The sequence below is a fragment of the Methanobrevibacter sp. genome, assembly GCF_045220775.1.
Classification (GTDB): Archaea; Methanobacteriota; Methanobacteria; order Methanobacteriales; family Methanobacteriaceae; genus Methanocatella.
The window spans coordinates 1-21,165 of sequence record NZ_JBGUWC010000164.1 but is presented as its reverse complement, the minus strand read 5'-3'; the positions used below and the strand labels follow the sequence as shown (position 1 = coordinate 21,165).

Genomic DNA, 21,165 nt, shown 5'->3' with positions numbered 1-21,165 from the left:
GGCAAGTACGATGACATCTCCACTTTAGATATGCAAAAAGAATTGCACAATAAGATTGAAAATTCAAAATTGATTGTATTTGATAATACCAAACACAACCTTCTAGTTGGAAAAAACAATGAAAAGATATTGGCTATTCTAAAGGAATTCTTTTAAGCTAAAAGATTATTCTCCTCAAGAATGGCATATTTTTCTTTAAATCTAACATATTTTAAGAGAGTTATTTTAAAAAAAAGAATAAAAAAAGGGATTGAATAATCCCTACTTTAAGTTTTTATTTCCTGCGATAGTAAGGAACAATGCTGAACAAAGACAATGCTAAAAGAGCCAAAGGATTACCGGTTGCCGGTAAAGTTTCAACTGAAGCAGCTTTAGCTTTATTAGCGTTATTAGCGGAAGCTTCACCAACAGTTATATTGCCTGCAAATTGGCTGTCGGGTTCTTGAATACTGTCATCAGATGTTACAATAGCAGCAAACAATTTTGTACCGGGTTCAGTTGCTAAAAATGTTACAACAACACTTTGAGTTTCACCTGCATCAAGGAAACCGAAATCAGCCTCATATCCTCCATCATATGGTACTACATCATATCCTCCATCATCCACTAATTTAAAAGTGGAGTCAGGATTACCCTGAAGGTCTGTAATGGCAAATCCCACCATAACATTATTGGCTGGATGTTCACCGAAGTTAGTTACAGTAATTTTAAATCTTACTTCATCCCCCGCTTTAGGATTTTTGTCAAGAACATCCACTTTGACAGCAAGGCTAGTCAGATTTGATGAACCACCATCAGCTGTTGCAACATCAGCGTCTTGAGCGGCTTGTGTTTCTTCATCTTCTGCTGCTGCAACAGGAGCATTATCCTCTTCACTTACAGCAATGGATTCAACATCATTATCTGCAGCCAATGGTTCAGCATCGACGACATCTTCTGCGACTACAGCACTAATAGACGCTACGAATACGAATATTAATAATGCAGCCAATATTTTATTTTTGATATTCATAGTTTATTCCCTCAAATTTTTTTAAACAAATTCGAACAAATAAATAAATCAACACCAAATATGCCCGATCCATATAAATCAGCATACCTAATCAACACCAAAATATATCCGGCCCATAAAAACCAGAATACACCTAATCAACACCAGATATGCCCTATCCATATAAAACCAAAACATACCTAAAAATCCAACTTATTACTGTTCACTAAGATATTTTATTTAATATTAAATAGAATATTCTACAGTAAATAATCTTAATATAAATGCATATAATAATTTCCATTTTTTGATAATTAATACTTAATAAACAATAACTTGAATAAATTGTAAAAATATTATTACAGTTAAAATAAAATAATCAGATTAGCTTATTATAATGTAGAAACCCCAGATTTGAAAAAGACTTACGAATAAGTTTCCAAAAACTGCCAGGAAAAAAATCGATTTTTACTATTGAAAAGGATAAAAAGCTCAGTACGAAACTTATCTTCTTTTAAAAAGATTATTGTCTGAAGAAAATATCACAGATAATCCTTAAAACTGAAAAATATGATAGAGCATACATATAAAAATTAAAAAAAAGAATTTAGTAATGACTTTGTGGAGTCATTCCTAAATGATGATCTTCGCTTTTCTTACCAGGTATTCCGTAAGCGTCTGCTCTGCATTGAGTGCATGCCCTGAATACCGGTATGATTTCTTCAACTTCCTCTCTGACCTTTTCCATCATGGAACAGTCAGGACGTTGATAATGTTTCATTTTAGCTAAAGGAATTAAAGGCAATACATTCATTAAGGCAGCACCTCTTTTTTTGACTTCCTTAGCTATTTCAACAATATGCTCATCATTCAATCCAGGAATCAATACTGAATTGACTTTTACAACCAAACCGTTGGCGGCTGCCTTTTCAACACCTTCCAATTGGTTTTTAATTAGAATTTCAGCAGCTTCAAGGCCTTTGTATACTTTTCCTTCGTATTTGATGAATGAATAAATCTCTTCAGCAATATCAGGGTCAACAGCATTTATTGTTACGGTAACAGAGTTTACTCCAAGCTCTGCAAGCTTATCAGCATATTTTGGAAGCAAAAGTCCGTTTGTACTCATACATTTAATCAAATCAGGTTGTTCTTTTGCCAATTTTTCAAAAAATTCAAATGTTGCCTCATTTGCAAGTGAATCTCCAGGACCTGCAACGCCTACAACGGCGATTGGACCATCTGCTGTAACATCATTGACATGTTTAATGGCATCATCAGGGTTCATGACACAGCTTGCAACTCCAGGCCTGTTCTCTTCATCATTGATATCTCTTGTACAGAAGTTACAAAAGATATTGCATTTTGGTGCTACTGGTACATGTGCTCTTCCGACTTTATCGTGCATTTTTTCGTTGAAGCATGGGTGTGCTTTTGTTATGTGTGCAAATCTTGAACCTTTGTGTTCATTCATACTACTCCCTCCTTAAATATAACTCCTGTTATTTTGTATTGATACGAACAAATATATAAACTTTTCTACATACCCTTGTTCAACTCATCGATAAACTCGTGTGCTTTTTCAATCCATTCATCTTTGATTAGCTCATCGGTAGCAACAACAGTTACGATATCTTCAGTGGATAGATCTTTGATTATTTTAAAGCCTTCCGGCAATATTCTGAAGACCGCATCATAAACACGCCTTTGCAAGTTAGAATGAGGGTCATCCACAACTTCTGACTTTAAACTGGTATAATCACCTTTGATTTCAAGCTGATATCTATTCGGTTGATAGATTTCATCTCTTGAAAATTGTCTCCATAACACCTTTAAAATGTTTGGAAGATAATTCTCATCATCAATTAAAATAACTGTTTTGTCATTTGCCTTATCATAAGTTAAATTGGCAACTTCCTCAAACAAAATGGCATTGGAAGTCTGCCTCATTTTAATAGCTAAAACAAATACAGGGTCATCTGGATTGACATAAGCCTTTAAATCATCGACAGAAGCTCCCAAAACCAAATCTTGGAAAATCTGTTTGATGATGATTTCATAAACTTCTGCACCCCTTTCATCATAGCATTCAACTAACATCAAATCAACCCTTTAAATGATTATTTATTATCTTGTCTGTGTCCCATTCCAGATACTAAAAGTGCAGCCCCTACCGCACCGATGTGTTGGGAATATTCAGGGACAATAACATTAATTCCACCTAAAGTCTCACTTACTGCTTCAACAAGACCAGAAATTAAGCTTGTTCCTCCCACTTGGATTAAAGGTTCACGAATGTCAATTTCCTGAAGTTGCTGTTCGTAAACTTGCTCTGATACGGAGTGACATGCCGCTGCGGCAACATCAGCTTTGGAACCTCCTGCCGCAAGTGTGGTAACAAGGTCTTGAATACCGAATACAATACAGTATGAGTTCAACATTGCTTTTCTCCAATCCCCTTGGACAGCTAAAGGACCTAATTCTGTAATGTCCACATCCAATCTGCGGGAAGTCATGTCTAAAAATCTTCCGGATGCACCTGCACAGATACCACCCATGGTGAAGTTATCAGGAATACCGTTGTTTACAGTAATTACCTTGTTGTCCATACCACCGATATCCAATACAGTAGCTTCTCCTTTTTGGCAATCTGCCAGGTATACCGCACCTTTTGCATTAACGGACAATTCCTCTTGGATAAGCTCTGCGCCGAATTCCTGACCCATGGTGAACCTACCGTAACCGGTGGTTCCAATACCGTCTACATCATCCCATCCGTAATCAGTATTGGCAAACGCTTCGGCAGCTGCTGTTTTTGCAGATTCGATAATGTCTTTTGTAGCGGTCCAACCGGTACCTATAACCTGGTTGTTTTCCATGAGCACAGCTTTTGTAGTTGTTGAACCGGAGTCTAAACCAAGAGTAAGACCTTCTTGTTTTTCACGGGCAAGAATGTTTCTGCGTGTTACAGTAGTAGCCAATGCTTCCATACGGATAAAGAGTTCATCAGCTTTTGTCCTTTCTGTAAATGAATAGGTAACTACAGGAATACGTGTATTGTTTTGAATGAATCTCCTTACTTCATTTCTGACCAGTGCAGCTTCGGCACATCTGAAACAGGTTGCAATGAACACCGCATCGGGCTTGGACCTGCCTTCAACAATAGCCATTGCCCTTGCAATCATCAGCTTCAAACTTGAACTTTGAGCTGAAAATCCGAATTTCTCATAAGACTCGTCAATGTAATCCAAATCGATTTCAGGAAGGACAATTTCAGCGCCGAACTTGTTTGCCGCCTTTTCAATCTCCTTTTGAATTCCACTATATTCTGTTCCGCATGAAACTAAAGCAATTTTAACCATTATTCTTCCTCCACGATAGTTTCTTCAAGTGAATCTACAAATTCGTTAATTTTATTCACCATAACATATGTCTCATCCTGATTGGTTGGATATTCAAGTTCCAAAACAGGAATACCTTTATTTCTAAGCAGGAAAATTGACAATTCATTAGTTCTTGCACAACCGATACAACCGAAACCGTATGGTGCGCCATCAACAACTATTGCCGCTTCCGCTTCGTCTATAAGAGGTCCGATTATTGCCATTCTTCCACGAACACCGGAAGGAACCTCAATAGCCGCATACTTAAGTCCTTTGATTGGATCATCTTCAGTAATATTCATCGGCGGAGAATCAATCTCCGGATCTTTGATTTTTTGTCTGATTTGTTTTTGTAAAACTAAAGGAGTATGACCTCTCCTTTCAAGTAAATCTGCTAAGATTAATGAATTTGGAGGATAAAGAGCTATTTTAACCATATTTTCACCTATTCCTTATTTTCTAAACATTCATTCATGATTTTTTTAAATTCGTCAACGTCAACTGGTTTTTTCTCTTCAAGTTCAACTTCTTTAGGGTTTTCTAAAGCTTCAGAAACAAAACCGAGTATTCTATATTCCTTTTCCATCTGGTGGAAACCTTCCCTTGGACCGAACCGGTGACCCCTGCATCTTCTAGGATCACCTGGAGCGAATCCCCTTTCCTTTGTGAAGATATGTGCTGGGTCAAGCTTTCTAATCTCTTCAATAGCTTTGTAGACATCTTCGCTTTTTCCACTAATCATTGATCCATAACAAGTGTTTTTGATGGTAAGCGGCAAGCCAAGCATGTGAAACTCACTGACAACCTGCTGTTCGCTTACATGAGCTCCTGGCCCAATAAAAATCATACGAGTAATTACATCAGGATCCCAATCTTCTGTACCTAAATCAGGACTCATTGTTAGATTCGGTGACATATACTTCAACTCCTTCTTTTAATTTTTCAAGACTGTCATAATCGGAGGTAACCTCTCCAATAATGTTTGTTGCCTCAAAGGTTTCGGCAGTTGGTCCGAATTCAATATTGTCTTCAAATCTGATACCGATTAAACCGGCACTCTTTGAAGCCATGTTTGTAATACCTATTTGGCCTCTAATAACCTTGTCGACAGGGTTATTTTCCGGAACCAAACCTTTGGCTAACTTTTTGTCTCCTTCAAAAATAACAATATGCATTCCAGGTACTGAAAAGTGAACTTTAATCTTACCGACAGGGTTTTCCAAAAGACCGGATAAGTATTTAAAGTATCTGACAGATCTTGGAGCATTTTCTGTAAATTTAATTGTACAAATATCTTCTTTCTTGACAGCTTTTGTTATCACTTGGCCTTCTTTTAGGATATCAATTGTATGTTTAGGGATTTGTTCGACAATTATTGCATCATCATCAACCAACCCGTCAATCATATGCTCAACGCCAACTTCAGATAACATCTTTGTAGCTTCTGCCTGAGTTCTATTCAAAAGCATCAATCTTTGCTGTTCAGATTTGACTGTAATGAAATCATTTTCCTTTGCAATGTCAATGATTTCCATACCGTTTACGATTCTTCCTACAGTAGTATGATTTGGGGTCAATACCCTATTTTCACGATAAACGAAAAGCTTGCCGACACCAACGCCCTTGTTTCTGACAGTAATGGTTCCTCTGTTTCTTAATGTAGTGTGTTCCTTAGGCTTGTCAATGCCTGCCAAATCATAAAAGCCTAAAAATGATTCACTGTCATATGAAACCTTAATTCTACCGCCTTTCATGAGTGAGAACAGATGCTCTACGCAAACCGGTGACTGCTCATCAATCTCAAAGGAAATATAAGTATATAACTCATTGCCTTCCTCCAAAACTGTGCTTAAATCAGAAACAGAAGCAGTATCAGTAGTTGTGCTTCTTTCGATAATAGGTTCGATGCCTGTTACCTTATCGTCATCAGTCAACTTCTCCAAAGTTTTTTTACCTCCGATAACATGCGCAAATATGCCCTTATTATATGGAGGTACACTGTAGACATTTGTCGTATTCGCCTTAAGCAAGATTAAATGAGTGGACTCATTACTAAAACTAGATAAACTTAAAACAACATCTCCCTCATAATACTTAAATTCGTCGGAAGTAGGTTCCAAATCTGTTACAATCGGACCGATGGCCACTTCGGTTGGAGTGGACCAGCGAATGTCCAAATCCACAAACTCCTCATATTGATTTTTCCACACGTCAACAAGAGGCTTTGCTTCATCGGATTCGTCCAATTGGATAATGATAGAACCTTGGTTTGTCTTAATTTTATACTTGCTAATATTCTTTTCAAGTTCTTTTTTACCCTTTATTAAGCAAATAATACTACCAGGAGTATAGGGCGCGTTAGTTTCATCAATCACATCTTGAATTGTTGAAGCTTCCGCAACGTCTAATTCTTCTCCATTTATTTTAATTAACATACAATCTCCTAACAAGAATTTTTAATATTATATATTTATAGCTTTATTATATATTAAAATTATTTATTTGATTTTCAAAAAGTATATTTAACACAAAATTATAACATTTATATGCGGAGAGAAATCATGACCATTACTAAAAAAGATATTTTATTAATTTTAATTATTCTTATAATTGCAATCAGCGCAGTTTCCGTAGCCAGCGCCTACTCAGGAACCGGTTTTACGCATGACATTCCATTTTCAAAATACCGCGATGTGTCCAATTCAAAAATTTTAAATAGATATAATGACACTGAATGCCATGTCGAAAAGACTGGAGTCTGCACCCAAGTCGTTGATGGGGACACCCTTTACCTGGAAAGCGGCGAAAAGGTGCGTTTGGTTGGAGTGAATACTCCCGAACGGGGCGTTGAAGGATATATCGCATCAAAAAACTTTCTTCAGAAATTCTGTCTAAACAAAAAAATTGGCCTGGATGTGGATAAGGCCAAAAACAAGGACAAATACGGCCGTACACTAGCCGTCGTTATTGTTGGCGGGAAAAACGTTAATGAGATGCTTTTAAAAGAAGGACTTGCCGAGATAATGTACATACCTCCAAGCGAATTCTATCCGTATAACTGGGCGGGTCCATCAACACACATCCCAGATTCATATAAAACATATACCCATACCCAAAAGGACACAAGCTCAAGCTCCGGCAGTTCTGGAAAATACATTGCAAACTCCAATTCCGGAAAATTCCACAAATCCACCTGTACATGGGGTCAAAAAACAGCAGAACACAATAGGGTATACTTTACTAATAGGGATGCTGCAATATCTCAAGGATACATACCGTGCAAAATGTGCAATCCATAACTTTTTAAAATGACCAGAATATTGATTTTAACCTTGAGAAAACTATTTATAGGAAATAAGACCTATTTAATAATTGAATTAAAATATTAAAGGTTAAATTATCAAATAAATGCAATTTAACCTCATTAAATCAATATTTTAATATTCCAACAATTTTACTAGGTGATATCAATGTTTGAATGGTCGGATTTTTGTGATGTTGCTGATGAATTGGCTAATAATTCAAAAGAAGCATACATCCGATCCTCAATTGACAGATACTACTATTCATTATTTGGCTCTTCAAGAGAATATTTAATCAAGCAAAGAGAGAAATATTTTCTAGAAAAGGGTGGACGAGAATTCACAAAAAAGTAAGAGATGAATTGATTAAATCAGAAAATCCAAATGAAAATGAAATAGGAGAACTATTAGATAAATTTAGAAAATTTAGAAATCGTGCAAGTTATGATAAAGATAAATTTAGCAATGAATATTTTGAAGAAACATTAAATGCAATTAAATCCGATATCAAAACCGGTTTTCAATCACTAAATTATTTAAAAAGAAATCCCCTAATAAAAAGGTGGCGCAAATGAACAAGCTTAAACAAGTAGAAGAACTGACTTACAACACCCAACTTTTTGATGAAAAATTTAATGAATTATATGAAAATTACACTTTTGAATCAGAAAAAGAATCATATGATTTCATTAAAGAGCATCCGGGACTGCTATTAATCCTTGATGAATACACTCCCTGTTTAAAAAAATATTTTCCAAATGGAATTTTTGAGCTAACGGTAGATATAGACCCCGAAATCATAACATGGAAAACACTAATACTCACAGTTAAAGTGGATGAAGAAACATTTAATAATGGATGTTATGAACATCTAACCTTCATGAGAAGGCATTTCAGACCGTTAAGACGTGAATTAAACCTAATGGGTGAAATAATGTTAATGTCAATGGTCAATAGATGAGTTAGAATAACTTTAACTTATCTAAAAATGAATACTGGATTTTTTTCCTGATTAAACACTTCTGCCTGCTGGTCTTTATAATTCAAATAAAGACAGTTAGTGTCTGTAACCTCACCAACAACTTCTGCTTTAATTGAATATTTTGCCAGATATTCTTTGATATAATCGCATTTATCTTCATCAGCAGTAAAAACAAATCCTGAACCAGGATATGACCTGAGCCAATCAACCCATTCGACACTTTCATTTCTAGGAATGTCCTCCAGATTAACGACAGCACCTTTGCCTGAAGTTTCCAAAAGCATTTCCAAGGTTCCTAAAATTCCAGGATTTGAAATGTCCTTTCCAGATTTAATGTAGTCATGTTCTGCCAAGTATTGAACTGCAGTAATTTGATCACGCACCAACTGGGCATCCTTGTCATAAGTTGTATCCCAATTTAGGCTGAACATTTCATGAGGCTTTCCGTCAAGGTCAATTGCAACAATCACCTTATCTCCAACTTCCGCTCCAAAACTGGTTATGATCTTGTCTTTTTGAGCAATACCTGCAATAGCTACTCCCAATGAATCAACTTCACCATCGGGATGCAGGTGTCCTCCAACCATAGGAACACCAAATTTTAGACAACCGTCTTTGATTCCGTTTAATAAATCTTCGTAAATCTTATCATTGCTTATTGACATTATGTTGACCATGGCCAATGGTTTACCGCCCATTGCGGCAATGTCATTTACATTTACCAGAACGGAGCAGTATCCTGCCCAATATGGGTTTACATTCATTATGTCGCCCCAAATTCCATCGGCAGCCAAAAGCAGTACCTGATTATTTCCAATGTCAACAGCTGAAGCATCATCTCCAATGTCAATTACGACATCTCCGGAAACATTATAAGACTCTTTCAAAAGAGAGATTACATTATCAATGGAGCTTTTACGTGATACTCCCTTAAATTCTTGAATTTCTTTAACAAGATTTACAAAATCCAAAGTTACACTTCCAGTTTAATTAATAAGATTAATTTTGTATTTGCAGTTTATATTTTTTATTATATCTTCAATTTTGTCCTTGACTTCATCGATATTCTGATAGTCATAGGATTCCCGTTTACCGCCAAAGATTATCCTTTTAATATCTTGACCGACGATGTCATCAAAACCACTTTCAACCTCAAAGATGACAGAATTTTTAACCTTAAATCCATCTTCCACAACCTTGTCCAAATCCCCATCGGTTATTCCAATTATAGGTATATCAAATCTGTACAGAATATCGGAAGATATCAAAGTCGTATCATCGCCGACAGTGATTACCACACTGGAATCCCTGAACCTGTAAACATCTTCACCGGCATGGTCCAAAAATGTAATCTTAAAGTCATTAGGCTTTTCAGTCGAGATAACACGGGGAATGACTTTGGCTTTTCTTAAAAGACCTGTCTTTATAATTGCAGAATCAAGGTCGACCTCACCAAGCTTTTCAAGACCGTGCTCCTTTAGCTCGCCACCTATGATATCGACAATATGATTGTCCTTTGCTATTAATGTTAATTTATCAGAATTTGTTTTTCCAATGACAACACTGTTGACCATGATGTTTTCACCGGGGCTTACCCCATGAACTATTCTTTGATTGAATCCTGGATTATCGCTCTTGATATGATTATCATAAACCTCATCAGGCTTTACAATGGCCAGGTTCAATTTTCGAGACAGCTCCTCAACAATGTCAAGGTCATTATTCCATGGAATGATGCTTCCATCCGCTTCGCCGGGCCTTTCAATCTGAATTACCGGAATGTTATTGTCATCGATCTTATCAATATAATGGTTATAGACCTTGTATCCGAATACCTGACCGGTTACATCGGACTTGCCGTAGTTAAGCAAAAATATCAAATCAACATTATCATCATAAAATATTTTTAGAGAATCGCTTGGAACAAGCTTTTTGGTTATATCGATTACATTTTCCAAGCTGGCGTCAATAACGGCAGTTCTGCCCATGGTTCCTCCAAGCCTTGCCTTTACATCACCGTAATTTTTAAGCAAATCAATTAATTTTAGGGCATAGCCTGAATCAATAATGTTCGGCCCATGAACCACAATACCAATTCTCATCTGTTCACCTTTATCCTTTTCTTAAATATCTTGGATCCGCAAATTTCACAGTCATCAAATGGATAATCATCATCATATTCCTTTTTGCAGCCTTCGCAAACCTTTTTCCAATTGTAGATTTCTTTAATCCCCTCGGTTATGATGCCGGAATAGGGAATATTCATGATTTTTAAAGTGTTTTGAATTGTATAGTCATCACTTATGACCTTAACGTTCTTTCCCTCTTCCCTTAACATGTATGCCAATGCAATCAGTTTTTTGTCAGGTAGGGATAACCTTAAAATATCACCTGATTCAGAAATTATATTATTGACACAAGTTATATACTCAGATGACACATCTTGTATAACTAACTTGCCTTCATCAATAGCCATGTCAAACATCAATCTTGATTCAAAATCCTTAATTTCCTCAGTAATTTCAGGAACCGTAAAATTGTTGTTGGAATCAATTTTGAATCCATTGATAAAGGCAGATGCATCTAATACATAACAGATTTCCATGTTGATATATTAAATCTTATAAATTAATAAATTTTAGCAATTTTAAAAATCGCTTGGTAAAAGTTTGGGAAATGTATGGGAGAAGATAGGAATAAGTATGGAAAACCCTTGGGATAGATATTGAAGAGATTTGGTACAGATTTGGAAAAATCTATTTAAATTTAGATGAAAAAATCTGATATTATAAAAAAATTGGAGGAAACAAAAAATGAGCACTCACAATGAAATAGATGATGACATCAAATTTCTCGCACAATCCGAAATTCGATTAAAAATTCTAAGCGAACTATACTATTGCCCAAATAATGTGCATGGCCTTGTCAGAAATACGAATATAAACTACAGCTCTGTATCAAGCAATTTATCTAAACTAGAGCAGAATAACCATATAGAAAAGGTAAACAACAAATACCATGTAAATCCGATGAGTGAAATATACTTTAAGGTTTTGATGGATTTCAAAAGCAGCATTGATTTAATAAGAGCTTACGATGGATTTTGGGACAAGCATAACTTGAATAAATTAAGCATGGACTGTTTAAAAAATATTACAGATCTAAAAGATTCAAAACTAATTGAAACAACACCGATTGACATTTATAAAACCCATAATATCACCAAAGACCAATTAATGAAAACAAAATCGCTAAAAGCAATCTTTCCATATCTCCATCCTGAATATCCCCAATTGATTGAAAATATATTAAAAGACAAAGGAAACGTTGAGATAATAATTCCAAAAAGCATTTACCGAGCAATCACATCAAAAATTGATGTTAAAATAATGAAAAAATGTTCTAAAACTAAAAAATTAAAAATATATCCTGTAAACGATGATTTACAAGTATATTTAACCATTTGCGATGAAAACATGAGCCTAGGACTGTTCAAAGATGACGGGAGCTTTGACCAAAATAGGATACTGGTTTGTGAAAGTGAAAAATCACAGAAATGGGCTAGAAATTTGTTTGAAACAATAAAATGCGATGTGATAAAATGACCTCAATTCAAACCAAAAAAGAACTTACAGAGGAATTCAAAAACGTCAAATATATTCTGACTTCAAGCATGAGAACAAAATTGCTTTTAGCCATTTATGAAAAGTCTAAAAATCTAGAGGAATTGCGAATTGAACTGCAAAAGCCATCTGCTACAATATTGCATGGGCTTAAAGAATTAGAAAATATCAATCTCATCAAAAAATCTCAAAAATACTATGAATTAACATCTAATGGATATCTATTGACAACAAATATGGTGAAGCTGATAGAAAATTGGTATTCACTGAACAAAAACAAGACATTTTGGAATAATCACGATTTAAGCGATATTCCAGAAGAAATGTTGAAGAATATTTATCTATTGAAAGATGTTGAATATGAAAACTCAACTACAAGTGATTTGTCAAATGCGTTCACCAAATACATAAAATTAATTTCAAAATCAACAAAACTACAGATAGTACTACCAATTTACTCAGAAAACCATTTCAAACATATAATTCTACTTTTAAATGAAGATAAGTTTAAAAAATTAGAATTAATTGTAAGCAAAAATATATTAAATTCTATTAAAAGAAACACCGATTTAAATAAAGCATTGCTTAAAAACAGGAAAGTGAAAATAAAATGCGTTAATCATGACTTGAAAATATTTTTAACACGTTCTAATAATTTCATGTCATTAAGTCTGTTTTTCAAGGATGGGCTTTACGATGACTCACAGATTTTGATTGGTAAAGACAAAAATGCCATGAGATGGGCGTTGAATCTGTTTAAATCTTTCTGATTAATTTTGTGAGAGTGGTCTAAATGACAAATGAGGCTATAAGACTTACTAAAAAAATATATGCATTGAACAATAGGGAACTTTCAAATCTATTAATTGGAAGAAAAGGTGGTAGAACAACAATAATGATAATAGATAAACTATTATTAAAACCGTATAACGCTAATGAACTGTCTAAAATATTAAATTTAGATTATAAAACAATAGTACACCACATAAACATTATTCACAACCACAAATATGTCGAAAAAGAAGAGCTTGAAAATTGTATTTTATATTATCCAAGCAATAAATTATTTAATTGCCTAGATGAATATAAACTAATTAAAGAGTTTCTCGAAATCAAACAATAAGGTGAAAAAAAAATGAAAAGTGAAACTGCTAGTGAACATCAGAAACAGTCATCAAAAGACATCACATGTGGAGTAATCACCCTAAGCGATAGTAGAAAATCAAAAAAAGCTGATTTGTCTGGCCAATATATGGCAGAAGAAATTGAAGCAAGATACACTTTAAAATCAAGAAGTTTAATTCCTGATGAAAAAGAAGACTTGATTAATGCTATTGAAAGTATGATATCTGAAGATGTTGACATTATCCTAACAACTGGTGGAACAGGTCTTGATCCCCGTGACATCACTGTTGAAACGGTTGAAGCACTTTTCGAAAAGAAATTAGATGGTTTTGGCGAAATGTTTAGGGCAAAATCCTATGAGGAAATCGGTGCAGCAGCATTGCTTTCAAGAGCTACCGCTGGAATATACAAAAAAACAGTTATTTTTTCCATGCCAGGTTCACCAAATGCTGTTAAAACCGCATTCAGCATAATAATTGATGAACTTCCTCATTTTGTCCATCATGTAAAAAAATGATGAAATTAAATTTTCATCATTAATTTTCTTTTTTTAGTCAAAAAATTCATTAACACAAATCAAAGGTTCTAAAGTGATTCCTTCTTTTTCAAACTCTTCAACAGCCCCTTCCTGCCTATCCACAACAACAAAAGCTCTTTTTACATTTCCACCATTGTCCTGAATAGCTTTTATGGCTTTCAAAAGGGATCCTCCTGTTGTTGAAACATCTTCAACAACAATGACATTGTCGCCCTCATTAAGTTCGCCTTCAATGAGTTTAGAAGTACCATAACCTTTCTTTTCTTTGCGAATCATCAATAACGGAAGTTTTGATTCAAGTGAAACTGCTGTGGCTATTGGAACTGCACCCAATGCAGGCCCTGCAACCTTATCAATCTCTTCAACATTAATCTTTTCAGTTATTAGCTTGGAAATTGTTGATAAAATTTCAGGTTCTGTAATGGCTTTTTTCATGTTAATGTAATAGTTGCTTTTCTTTCCGGATGATAAAGTAAAGTCCCCTTCAAGAAATACTTCATTTTCTTTTAATAAATCAATTAAATACTCTTTAGAAACCATGCAGATCAATTAGATATCATCTTCGCCTTTAAGTAAAATTTTATCACCAATTGCTTTTACAAGTTCCATTGGCACCATATTTTCACTGGCTTTGATTTGTTCGGAAAAACCTGTTTTTTTAATAACTATGTCAGTGATTTCAAATGTGTCCTTATCAAAAACAACATCGGCTACTTTTCCAACGATTTGAATTTCTGCATCAAGAACTTCTTTGCCAAATAATTCATCTTTAATTCTCATAAAAAACACCTTGTTTTTTATATTGTATTTTCAGTTTAAAATACATTTAGTTTCATCACCGACCATATCATGATAAAATTCAAGATTTTCATCATCAAAGTTGACAACATGAATCATATCATATAACTCATCATCCAGTTCGGGATTGATATCATACAGTTTATTCGGCATGTCTTTGATTAAATCCTTATTAAAAGCCAATCTTTTATCGTTTTCGAAAATAGCTCCATAATAAATATCAGCTTCAACCAAATCCTGGAACATATGGCTTCCAAATGACAATTCCGGAACATATCCAACTTTACTGTAAGACTCTTCAAGAATAGCGCTGAATTGACTGATTTCTGCAAATACGACTGGAATTCCGAGTTCTGGTGAAGAGGTTCCGATTCTTCCCGGAACAATCAGCATTGATGTTCTATCATTCTCTTTACAATAAGCGTTAATCTCACCAACTATCCTTGCAATCAGGCTTTTTTTGGCATAAGGATATTCATAATACTTATGAGAATCGACATAGACCAATGTTTCAATGTTTTCTTTTCTTGATCTTCCCATAGATGCGTTCTTAATGTGGAAATAGGTTTCTCCAACATCATTTGGAATTTCAATTTCCTCTTTGGTTGTTGAGATTTGCAACGGTCTGCATTGCAACAGATTTACAACAAATGAGTTATCTGCACCGATATTTACTGTATATTCAACATCAACAGGATAGTCATAAGCTGTTTCAAGAGTTTTAAGCAACTCTTTCATCATGAAAATAAACTTGTCATTGTTAACGATACCATTACAGTTTACAAAGACAATTTCCCTTCTTCTACCTCTTTCCCTGAATCTTCTCTCGGCCTCAGTATCATGTTCTATTACAGGCCTTTTTGCATATCTTGGAAGCACTTCAAGGCCTTCCTCAACCGGAATCTCATGAAGGGAAACCTCTTTTAAGTCCAGGACATCAAGAGAATGTTGTGAATATTTATGGCGTTCCGCAACGTTAGGATGGTCTATTGCATGAGGCCTGTCCAGGTTGATGATTCTTGGATAATCGTTTTGAGTCCTGTCTACAGCTTTTGTACCGAGACCCATAACTAATCTGAGCATTCCTCCATTGTGTCCCATATCAGGCTGCGGTGAATACGGACTGTATGAAAATCCGACACCTGCAATTGTAGGGAAGAAATAATCGTCATAATATGAACCTGAAACCCTTTGAACCAGAAGCCCCATCTGTTCATCGCAGTCATCCAAATTGTTTAATGACCTGTATTCCAATGCTGAAATGTTCATTGTACTTGCATAAACGGTTTTTACTGCTTCTTCAAATGCCTCCAATCTCTCATCTAGAGATCCCTGATTGACACAGAATACTGATTCATATTTTCCTGCAAATGCGTTTCCGAATCCGTCTTCCAAAAGACTGCTTGAACGGACGATAATCGGGCTTTGACCAAAGTAATCCAAGACTCTCCTGAACTCGTTTTTAATGTCTTCCGGAAATACGCCGTTTTTTAAACCTTCTTCAAGTTCCTTACCTGCTTCGTAGTATCCTTCTTTGGTTCTTTGCCTTACGCGAATGTTCCACAAATCATTGAAAACTATGTAAGTGTAAAACAAATCGGAACCGATGTAGAATGAATCGTCCGGTTCGAAATTGGCATATAAGTCAGGCCTGTCTTTTTCAATGATTTTGCGAGCCAAAAGCATACCGCAAGCCTTTCCACCAATCATTCCGCTTCCGACTAAACGGTTGTAGACGTTGATGTAGTCTTCATAGTCAAAGTATTGCTTGATTTTTTCAATCACCTTATCATCTTTGGCCATCATCATGGAGCACATCAAATCACACCTGTCAGAAACATCGACACCGTTTTGGCGCAAAAGCTCTGTAGCTGTGAAAAACCTCTCCCAACTGTCTGTGCTTTGCTCGTTATTGTAAGCGGAAGCTGAATTGATTACTTGATAAAACTTAGAAACCTCCAAACCGTCGGTCAAAGTTGTTACGCTGCCGGTTTCAGGATTGTACTTATGGCCTAAAAACATTGTCTGGGAATATCTGTTCCACACTTTTAGAGGGTGAACATAAACATCATTATTGTTAGAGTAAACATCTAAAAACAACTGGGTTGTTTCCCTTATTTTTGCAATGGATTCAAAGGAATGTTTTCCTCGAATGACAGGGAAAAACGCTACAGTATCAAGAATGAATAGATATGGACAGGTCACTCTGAAAAAGTTTCCCATCATCAAATCTGTTGCCCATGCGGCCTGCAGGTCAGAAAGGCAGTCAAATACATAAAAGGCATCAAATCCCTCTTTAGTAATGATATTGTGGACTTCCAAGGTAAATGACTCGAACTGTTCCATCGGATCCACTTTATAAATTTTAATTCCGTTTCTTTCAATCATGGCAAAATCAGTTTCGGGATTGTTTCGCTCAGCTTCCAATTCCTCAAAATCCTCATCGGTCATTGGAATCAAAGGCTCATGCTGTCCAAAATTAATATAAATCAAGTTCCTTTCATCTTCAAGAGCCTGTTTTACATAAGGATTAACGAAATAAGAAAACTCTTTAAGATTAGAAACCTGCCATACTACATTATCCCCTAAACGGATGTTGTCCAATGTCTCATCCAACTCTTCAATTCCTGATTTTACCCTTTCAAAAGCTGCCATGATAAAAACTCCCTATTGTTCAGTTTTTAGTTAAAATTAATTCTTAATTTGAAGTATATTCAATTTAATATATAAAAATATTGAATATCATTTAATTTGTCGGCAAAATGACTTCCGATTGGCGAATAGGGAAAAATGATATCCAAATGAAAAATTGTATTTAGTATAAACAACATACTAACAACATTAGTTTAAAGGTGAATGCATGGAAGAAGAATACTTAACAGTATCTCAAGTAAATGCCTATATTAATAAAAAGCTAAAGATGGATGTGAATTTACGAAATATTTACATCAAAGGTGAGATATCCAATTATAAAACCTATCCAAGCGGACACAGCTATTTTACCTTAAAAGATGAGAATTCACAAATTCCTGCAGTAATGTTTAAAGGCAGGAAAGCATCCCTTAAATTCAAACCTGAAAATGGGATGAAAGTGATTATTAAAGGTAAAATTGAAGTTTACGAAAGGGATGGGAAATATCAGTTATATGCTTCAACGATTACTGAAGATGGAATTGGAAACCTGCACGTTGCTTTTGAACAGCTTAAGAAAAAACTTAAAGCTGAAGGCTTATTTGATGAAGAACATAAAAAAGAAATTCCAAAATATCCAAGAAGGATAGGAGTTGTTACTGCACGAACTGGAGCTGCAATACGCGATATCATCACAACAATTGAGAAAAGATATCCTTATTGTGAAATATTGGTATTTTCAACACTAGTCCAGGGAGACCAAGCTGCCCCGCAGATTGTCAGAAAGATAAAATACGCACAACAATTTGACATTGACACATTAATTGTCGGACGTGGAGGAGGGAGCATAGAAGACTTATGGCCTTTTAACGAAGAAATTGTTGCAAGAGCAATTTATGAATGTGAAATTCCAGTCATAAGTGCAGTGGGTCATGAAATTGACTTTACAATATCTGATTTCGTTGCAGATGCGAGAGCTCCAACACCAACCGGGGCAGGGATGATAGCTGTACCTGATGCAAGCGAAGTCAAATACAAGATGTCTCAATTAACCGGAAGATTGAATAAAAACATAACCGACCTAGTAACACAAAATAGAACTAAATTAACTCATATTTCTCAAAAACAGATTTTAAAAGATCCGGAATCAATTTATGAGATTAAAGGAATGCATTTAGATAATTTGGTTACTAAACTAGACTTTACATCCAAAAACATTATTGGAGAAAATAAAAACAGATTATTACATTTAAAAAACAAGAATGTCTTGAAAAATCCTCAAGAAATTATTAAAATGAAAAGGGAACCATATCTTAGAAATGTTGATAAGCTAAATGTTTTAAATCCACTTTTAACATTAAAAAGAGGTTATACCTTAGCAAAAGTAGAAGGAAAAGTAGTATCCTCAGCAAAAGATGTTAAATCAGGAGATGAACTTGACGTTGAATTTAATGATGGAGCAATAAACACAAGGGTGATATAAATGGAAAATTTAAGTTTTGAAGAAAGTTTAGAAAAATTAGAAGAAATCGTGAACAAACTGGAAAGTGGAGATGTCCCATTAGATGATGCAATTGATGAATTTAAAAATGCTATGGAACTAGTTAAAATATGTGAAAACAAATTATCCTCAGCAGAAGAGTCAATTGCAAAAATCGTTCAAGATAACGGAGAATTAATGGAATTTAAGCCAACTGAATAATAACAAAATAGAAAAAATTTTAACAAATTAATGAGAATTTAAATCAATTTAATGTCTTATTGTAGAGATTAACTCCACAATATTCCCCTAGACATTAAATTTTACACCTTAAAGGAGGTTTACTTAAAAGTAACTCCCTTGTGTAAATGTTTTATGAAATATAATATATAAACTTAATTATTTTTTTAAAATTGGCAATTAAATAGTGGGCATCTAAGGGAAAAAGCCCCCACGAAAATATGCAAATACTTTCAAAAGACTATCATCGATAATTTAGATATATTTAATTGCCTAGAATGGAAGTGAAATTGAGTTATTCTCTTCAATTAACATTAAAAACACCAATAGTTTTAATTATTGAAAGAATATCAAAACTATATGTTCCAACTATGAAGATAATTAACTCCATAACTTTCGCCTCCTTTAGGTGTACTGAGAGAATACCATAACAGTTGGGGAAAAAACTGATACAATTAGCAAATAAATACATGTTAAAAATAAAAAACATCATATTTATCCACCCCCTCAGATTATTTTGGAGGCCTTTTAACTAGACATATATTGTTTAATAATTAATTTAAAGTTTGTTGAAGCCATAATATAAAATTGCAATGATAATATAAACTTTACAGCAATAATAAAAAGAATAATGGAGAAGATATACTACTATAATTCAATGAAAAAACTTATCCAATATTCCAATAATTTTTTTATTGGATAACTATTACAATTTTCTTTTACCATTTTTTGAGCTAAATCTAAAGCGTCCTCTTTTTTAATTAAGTTATTTTCAACTTCATCAATTAAGTTTAAAACAGAAGTTGTAATGGCTACATTATCCTGTTTTTTAGCATCGATTTGCAGTTGTCTTATGAATTTATCTTTATCACAATCGATAGAGTTATAAAACTCATTAATGTCTAAATCATACCTATTTAAGCGAACCAGTGCATTTGATTGGGATTTATTTGTAATCCAAACCTGTTTTCCAATTGCTTTTGTTACGGATTCTATTACTGCCTTGCCGATTAGCTCACCCAATTTTGAATGTTTTCCTGCATTGGTTATCTCATCATCCGAATCAAGATTTGAAAAAATGCAAAGCCCATCGGTGCCCGTTCCTGTTGCATATCCATTAGAGTATTGTGATGGGATTTTTAAATTATTTAAAGCAACAGTCTTTGCCTCGGTTGCAGTCATAAACGATTCCATTAATGTTGATTTGGACAATTTGGCATTTATGAGTAAAATAATGTTTATTGTTCCAAAATGAAATTCACCGTTTTCCTGCCAATAGGATGCGGGATCGCCAGCTTTCGAAGCATTTGTCCTAACGCCTGCAGTTGATATTGCTGTAACTTCAATATTTTTGAATGATTGTGTGATGATGCTTGAATTATTCATATTAGCCAATGTAATAAGGCCAGTTGAATAATTTGAATCAATATCCATCAAGCTGCATTCATTTATTAAGTACTCGCATATGTCATGGCTTTCCAGATAATCTATTTTTTCCTGTGACAGATGCTGGTTAAAAACAGATTTGTACAACTCGCAAGTTCCGCCATTAAGCTCGGAACTAGACACACCATTGCGGTTATGTTTAAAATTAACTAAAATAGTGTCCTTTAAATAATAAACTTCATCATCAAGTGATGTCTTAAAGATAAGTCTATCAGAATACATAAAAATAAAAAAAAGAAAAGAAATTATAAAAATTTCTTTAAATTTACATCATTGGAGGCATTCCGCCAGCCATACTAGGATCCATACCCATGTCTTCAGGACCTCTAGTGGATGCAATTACGTCATCGATTCTTAAAATCATTTCAGCTGCTTCAGATGCAGATTGGATAGCTTGTTTTTTGACACGTTTTGGTTCAATTACGCCAGCTTCTTTCATGTCTGCTACTTCACCAGTGAATACATCTAATCCCATGTATGGAGAGTTTTCTTGTGCTGCTCTTAAATCTACTAAGGAATCGATGCTGTCTAAACCTGCGTTTTCAGCTAAGGTTTTTGGTACGATTTCTAAAGCTTCTGCAAATGCGTTTACAGCTAATTGTTCTCTTCCAGAAATGGATTCTGCG

Annotated in this window: 25 protein-coding genes; 10 read left to right on the top strand and 15 right to left on the bottom strand. The window is 34.6% G+C overall.

All coding sequences use genetic code 11. The annotated features are described in order from the left end of the window. Nucleotides 1-274: 274 nt before the first annotated feature. The 7 genes from ACJROP_RS10455 to ACJROP_RS10425 form a co-directional block, all read right to left on the bottom strand. On the bottom strand, nt 275-1,012 hold the full coding sequence (locus ACJROP_RS10455) for a CARDB domain-containing protein (RefSeq protein ID WP_406535409.1): 738 nt from the start codon (nt 1,010-1,012) through the stop codon (nt 275-277). A 586-nt stretch (nt 1,013-1,598) separates the two neighbouring features. Next, on the bottom strand, nt 1,599-2,465 hold the full coding sequence (locus ACJROP_RS10450; protein WP_406535408.1) for a radical SAM protein: 867 nt from the start codon (nt 2,463-2,465) through the stop codon (nt 1,599-1,601). A gap of 65 nt (nt 2,466-2,530) precedes the next feature. Further along, complete coding sequence (locus ACJROP_RS10445; protein WP_406535407.1) at nt 2,531-3,091, bottom strand: methanogenesis marker 17 protein; 561 nt, start codon at nt 3,089-3,091, stop codon at nt 2,531-2,533. Nucleotides 3,092-3,111: 20 nt separating this feature from the next. Next, the gene (locus tag ACJROP_RS10440) at nt 3,112-4,353 is read right to left on the bottom strand and encodes a methanogenesis marker 15 protein (RefSeq protein ID WP_406535406.1); all 1,242 of its coding nucleotides are present in this window, start codon (nt 4,351-4,353) and stop codon (nt 3,112-3,114) included. Continuing rightward, nucleotides 4,353-4,811 carry a methanogenesis marker 5 protein gene (locus tag ACJROP_RS10435; protein WP_406535405.1) on the bottom strand — a complete coding sequence of 153 codons (459 nt, stop codon included), beginning with the start codon at nt 4,809-4,811 and terminating at the stop codon, nt 4,353-4,355. Before ACJROP_RS10435 ends, ACJROP_RS10440 begins: the two co-directional genes overlap by 1 nt. An 8-nt stretch (nt 4,812-4,819) precedes the next feature. Then, the gene (locus tag ACJROP_RS10430; RefSeq protein WP_406535404.1) at nt 4,820-5,290 is read right to left on the bottom strand and encodes a methanogenesis marker 6 protein; all 471 of its coding nucleotides are present in this window, start codon (nt 5,288-5,290) and stop codon (nt 4,820-4,822) included. Beyond that, entirely contained in the window at nt 5,262-6,809 is a 1,548-nt protein-coding gene (locus tag ACJROP_RS10425) for a methanogenesis marker 3 protein (RefSeq protein WP_406535403.1), read from the bottom strand. Before ACJROP_RS10425 ends, ACJROP_RS10430 begins: the two co-directional genes overlap by 29 nt. 126 nt (nt 6,810-6,935) lie before the next feature. Between ACJROP_RS10425 and ACJROP_RS10420 the strand changes: the two genes are divergently transcribed. From ACJROP_RS10420 to ACJROP_RS10405, 4 genes are all read left to right on the top strand, one after another. Next, nucleotides 6,936-7,673, top strand: coding sequence for a thermonuclease family protein (locus ACJROP_RS10420; protein WP_406535402.1), 738 nt, complete (start codon nt 6,936-6,938; stop codon nt 7,671-7,673). Between the two features lie 171 nt (nt 7,674-7,844). Continuing rightward, nucleotides 7,845-8,030 carry a hypothetical protein gene (locus ACJROP_RS10415; protein WP_406535401.1) on the top strand — a complete coding sequence of 62 codons (186 nt, stop codon included), beginning with the start codon at nt 7,845-7,847 and terminating at the stop codon, nt 8,028-8,030. An 8-nt stretch (nt 8,031-8,038) separates the two neighbouring features. Next, a complete protein-coding gene (locus ACJROP_RS10410; RefSeq protein ID WP_406535400.1) occupies nt 8,039-8,251 on the top strand; it encodes a hypothetical protein in 213 nt (70 codons plus the stop codon). Then, nucleotides 8,248-8,637, top strand: coding sequence for a hypothetical protein (locus tag ACJROP_RS10405; protein ID WP_406535399.1), 390 nt, complete (start codon nt 8,248-8,250; stop codon nt 8,635-8,637). The genes ACJROP_RS10410 and ACJROP_RS10405 overlap by 4 nt, the downstream gene beginning before the upstream one ends. A 17-nt stretch (nt 8,638-8,654) precedes the next feature. On the opposite strand, the gene ACJROP_RS10400 is transcribed toward ACJROP_RS10405, so the two are convergent. Genes ACJROP_RS10400 through ACJROP_RS10390 form a run of 3 tightly spaced genes read right to left on the bottom strand, consistent with a single transcriptional unit; the run spans nt 8,655 to nt 11,263 of the window. Next, nucleotides 8,655-9,629 (bottom strand): methanogenesis marker 2 protein, encoded by a 975-nt coding sequence (locus ACJROP_RS10400; RefSeq protein ID WP_406535398.1) that lies wholly within the window; start codon nt 9,627-9,629, stop codon nt 8,655-8,657. 15 nt (nt 9,630-9,644) lie between these two features. Continuing rightward, entirely contained in the window at nt 9,645-10,760 is a 1,116-nt protein-coding gene (locus tag ACJROP_RS10395) for a DUF2117 domain-containing protein (RefSeq protein ID WP_406535397.1), read from the bottom strand. Then, on the bottom strand, nt 10,757-11,263 hold the full coding sequence (locus ACJROP_RS10390) for a type II toxin-antitoxin system VapC family toxin (protein ID WP_406535396.1): 507 nt from the start codon (nt 11,261-11,263) through the stop codon (nt 10,757-10,759). Before ACJROP_RS10390 ends, ACJROP_RS10395 begins: the two co-directional genes overlap by 4 nt. Before the next feature lie 208 nt (nt 11,264-11,471). Here ACJROP_RS10390 and ACJROP_RS10385 point away from each other — a divergent pair, with 208 nt between their 5' ends. The 4 genes from ACJROP_RS10385 to ACJROP_RS10370 are packed head-to-tail and all read left to right on the top strand — an operon-like array spanning nt 11,472 to nt 13,923. Continuing rightward, entirely contained in the window at nt 11,472-12,263 is a 792-nt protein-coding gene (locus tag ACJROP_RS10385) for a helix-turn-helix transcriptional regulator (protein ID WP_406535395.1), read from the top strand. Beyond that, a complete protein-coding gene (locus tag ACJROP_RS10380) occupies nt 12,260-13,051 on the top strand; it encodes a helix-turn-helix transcriptional regulator (protein WP_406535394.1) in 792 nt (263 codons plus the stop codon). The genes ACJROP_RS10385 and ACJROP_RS10380 overlap by 4 nt, the downstream gene beginning before the upstream one ends. A 23-nt stretch (nt 13,052-13,074) precedes the next feature. Then, a complete protein-coding gene (locus tag ACJROP_RS10375) occupies nt 13,075-13,404 on the top strand; it encodes a winged helix-turn-helix domain-containing protein (protein ID WP_406535393.1) in 330 nt (109 codons plus the stop codon). Nucleotides 13,405-13,416: 12 nt separating this feature from the next. Beyond that, nucleotides 13,417-13,923, top strand: a complete 507-nt coding sequence (locus ACJROP_RS10370; RefSeq protein ID WP_406535392.1) for a molybdenum cofactor biosynthesis protein B — start codon at nt 13,417-13,419, stop codon at nt 13,921-13,923. 33 nt (nt 13,924-13,956) lie between these two features. Here ACJROP_RS10370 and pyrE read toward each other — a convergent pair whose 3' ends face one another. From pyrE to ACJROP_RS10355, 3 genes are read right to left on the bottom strand one after another with little or no spacing between them, the layout of a single operon-like run. Then, on the bottom strand, nt 13,957-14,484 hold the full coding sequence (pyrE, locus tag ACJROP_RS10365; protein WP_406535391.1) for an orotate phosphoribosyltransferase: 528 nt from the start codon (nt 14,482-14,484) through the stop codon (nt 13,957-13,959). A 9-nt stretch (nt 14,485-14,493) separates the two neighbouring features. Next, nucleotides 14,494-14,724 carry a PRC-barrel domain-containing protein gene (locus tag ACJROP_RS10360; RefSeq protein WP_406535390.1) on the bottom strand — a complete coding sequence of 77 codons (231 nt, stop codon included), beginning with the start codon at nt 14,722-14,724 and terminating at the stop codon, nt 14,494-14,496. A gap of 30 nt (nt 14,725-14,754) precedes the next feature. Further along, nucleotides 14,755-17,397: a PEP/pyruvate-binding domain-containing protein gene (locus ACJROP_RS10355; RefSeq protein WP_406535389.1), complete on the bottom strand. Its 2,643-nt coding sequence runs from the start codon at nt 17,395-17,397 to the stop codon at nt 14,755-14,757. A 205-nt stretch (nt 17,398-17,602) separates the two neighbouring features. Between ACJROP_RS10355 and xseA the strand changes: the two genes are divergently transcribed. Then, entirely contained in the window at nt 17,603-18,856 is a 1,254-nt protein-coding gene (gene xseA, locus ACJROP_RS10350) for an exodeoxyribonuclease VII large subunit (protein ID WP_406535388.1), read from the top strand. Next, complete coding sequence (locus tag ACJROP_RS10345) at nt 18,857-19,075, top strand: exodeoxyribonuclease VII small subunit (RefSeq protein WP_406535387.1); 219 nt, start codon at nt 18,857-18,859, stop codon at nt 19,073-19,075. Nucleotides 19,076-19,741: 666 nt separating this feature from the next. Here the strand turns inward: ACJROP_RS10345 and ACJROP_RS10340 are convergent. Continuing rightward, a complete protein-coding gene (locus ACJROP_RS10340; protein ID WP_406535386.1) occupies nt 19,742-20,761 on the bottom strand; it encodes an adenosylcobinamide amidohydrolase in 1,020 nt (339 codons plus the stop codon). Nucleotides 20,762-20,804: 43 nt separating this feature from the next. Then, nucleotides 20,805-21,165: TCP-1/cpn60 chaperonin family protein (locus ACJROP_RS10335; RefSeq protein ID WP_406535385.1), on the bottom strand; the 361-nt coding region annotated here is incomplete at its 5' end.

What these genes read in the sequence shown, in the direction of transcription:
- ACJROP_RS10355 (WP_406535389.1), bottom strand. Translation starts at nt 17,397, where the DNA reads ATGGCAGCTTTTGAAAGGGTAAAATCAGGAATTGAAGAGTTGGATGAG.
- ACJROP_RS10455 (WP_406535409.1), bottom strand. Translation starts at nt 1,012, where the DNA reads ATGAATATCAAAAATAAAATATTGGCTGCATTATTAATATTCGTATTC.
- pyrE (WP_406535391.1), bottom strand. Translation starts at nt 14,484, where the DNA reads ATGGTTTCTAAAGAGTATTTAATTGATTTATTAAAAGAAAATGAAGTA.
- ACJROP_RS10440 (WP_406535406.1), bottom strand. Translation starts at nt 4,353, where the DNA reads ATGGTTAAAATTGCTTTAGTTTCATGCGGAACAGAATATAGTGGAATT.
- ACJROP_RS10340 (WP_406535386.1), bottom strand. Translation starts at nt 20,761, where the DNA reads ATGTATTCTGATAGACTTATCTTTAAGACATCACTTGATGATGAAGTT.
- ACJROP_RS10420 (WP_406535402.1), top strand. Translation starts at nt 6,936, where the DNA reads ATGACCATTACTAAAAAAGATATTTTATTAATTTTAATTATTCTTATA.
- ACJROP_RS10405 (WP_406535399.1), top strand. Translation starts at nt 8,248, where the DNA reads ATGAACAAGCTTAAACAAGTAGAAGAACTGACTTACAACACCCAACTT.
- ACJROP_RS10425 (WP_406535403.1), bottom strand. Translation starts at nt 6,809, where the DNA reads ATGTTAATTAAAATAAATGGAGAAGAATTAGACGTTGCGGAAGCTTCA.
- ACJROP_RS10385 (WP_406535395.1), top strand. Translation starts at nt 11,472, where the DNA reads ATGAGCACTCACAATGAAATAGATGATGACATCAAATTTCTCGCACAA.
- ACJROP_RS10360 (WP_406535390.1), bottom strand. Translation starts at nt 14,724, where the DNA reads ATGAGAATTAAAGATGAATTATTTGGCAAAGAAGTTCTTGATGCAGAA.
- ACJROP_RS10395 (WP_406535397.1), bottom strand. Translation starts at nt 10,760, where the DNA reads ATGAGAATTGGTATTGTGGTTCATGGGCCGAACATTATTGATTCAGGC.
- ACJROP_RS10435 (WP_406535405.1), bottom strand. Translation starts at nt 4,811, where the DNA reads ATGGTTAAAATAGCTCTTTATCCTCCAAATTCATTAATCTTAGCAGAT.
- ACJROP_RS10430 (WP_406535404.1), bottom strand. Translation starts at nt 5,290, where the DNA reads ATGTCACCGAATCTAACAATGAGTCCTGATTTAGGTACAGAAGATTGG.
- ACJROP_RS10375 (WP_406535393.1), top strand. Translation starts at nt 13,075, where the DNA reads ATGACAAATGAGGCTATAAGACTTACTAAAAAAATATATGCATTGAAC.
- ACJROP_RS10445 (WP_406535407.1), bottom strand. Translation starts at nt 3,091, where the DNA reads ATGTTAGTTGAATGCTATGATGAAAGGGGTGCAGAAGTTTATGAAATC.
- ACJROP_RS10380 (WP_406535394.1), top strand. Translation starts at nt 12,260, where the DNA reads ATGACCTCAATTCAAACCAAAAAAGAACTTACAGAGGAATTCAAAAAC.
- ACJROP_RS10415 (WP_406535401.1), top strand. Translation starts at nt 7,845, where the DNA reads ATGTTTGAATGGTCGGATTTTTGTGATGTTGCTGATGAATTGGCTAAT.
- ACJROP_RS10390 (WP_406535396.1), bottom strand. Translation starts at nt 11,263, where the DNA reads ATGGAAATCTGTTATGTATTAGATGCATCTGCCTTTATCAATGGATTC.
- ACJROP_RS10345 (WP_406535387.1), top strand. Translation starts at nt 18,857, where the DNA reads ATGGAAAATTTAAGTTTTGAAGAAAGTTTAGAAAAATTAGAAGAAATC.
- xseA (WP_406535388.1), top strand. Translation starts at nt 17,603, where the DNA reads ATGGAAGAAGAATACTTAACAGTATCTCAAGTAAATGCCTATATTAAT.
- ACJROP_RS10370 (WP_406535392.1), top strand. Translation starts at nt 13,417, where the DNA reads ATGAAAAGTGAAACTGCTAGTGAACATCAGAAACAGTCATCAAAAGAC.
- ACJROP_RS10450 (WP_406535408.1), bottom strand. Translation starts at nt 2,465, where the DNA reads ATGAATGAACACAAAGGTTCAAGATTTGCACACATAACAAAAGCACAC.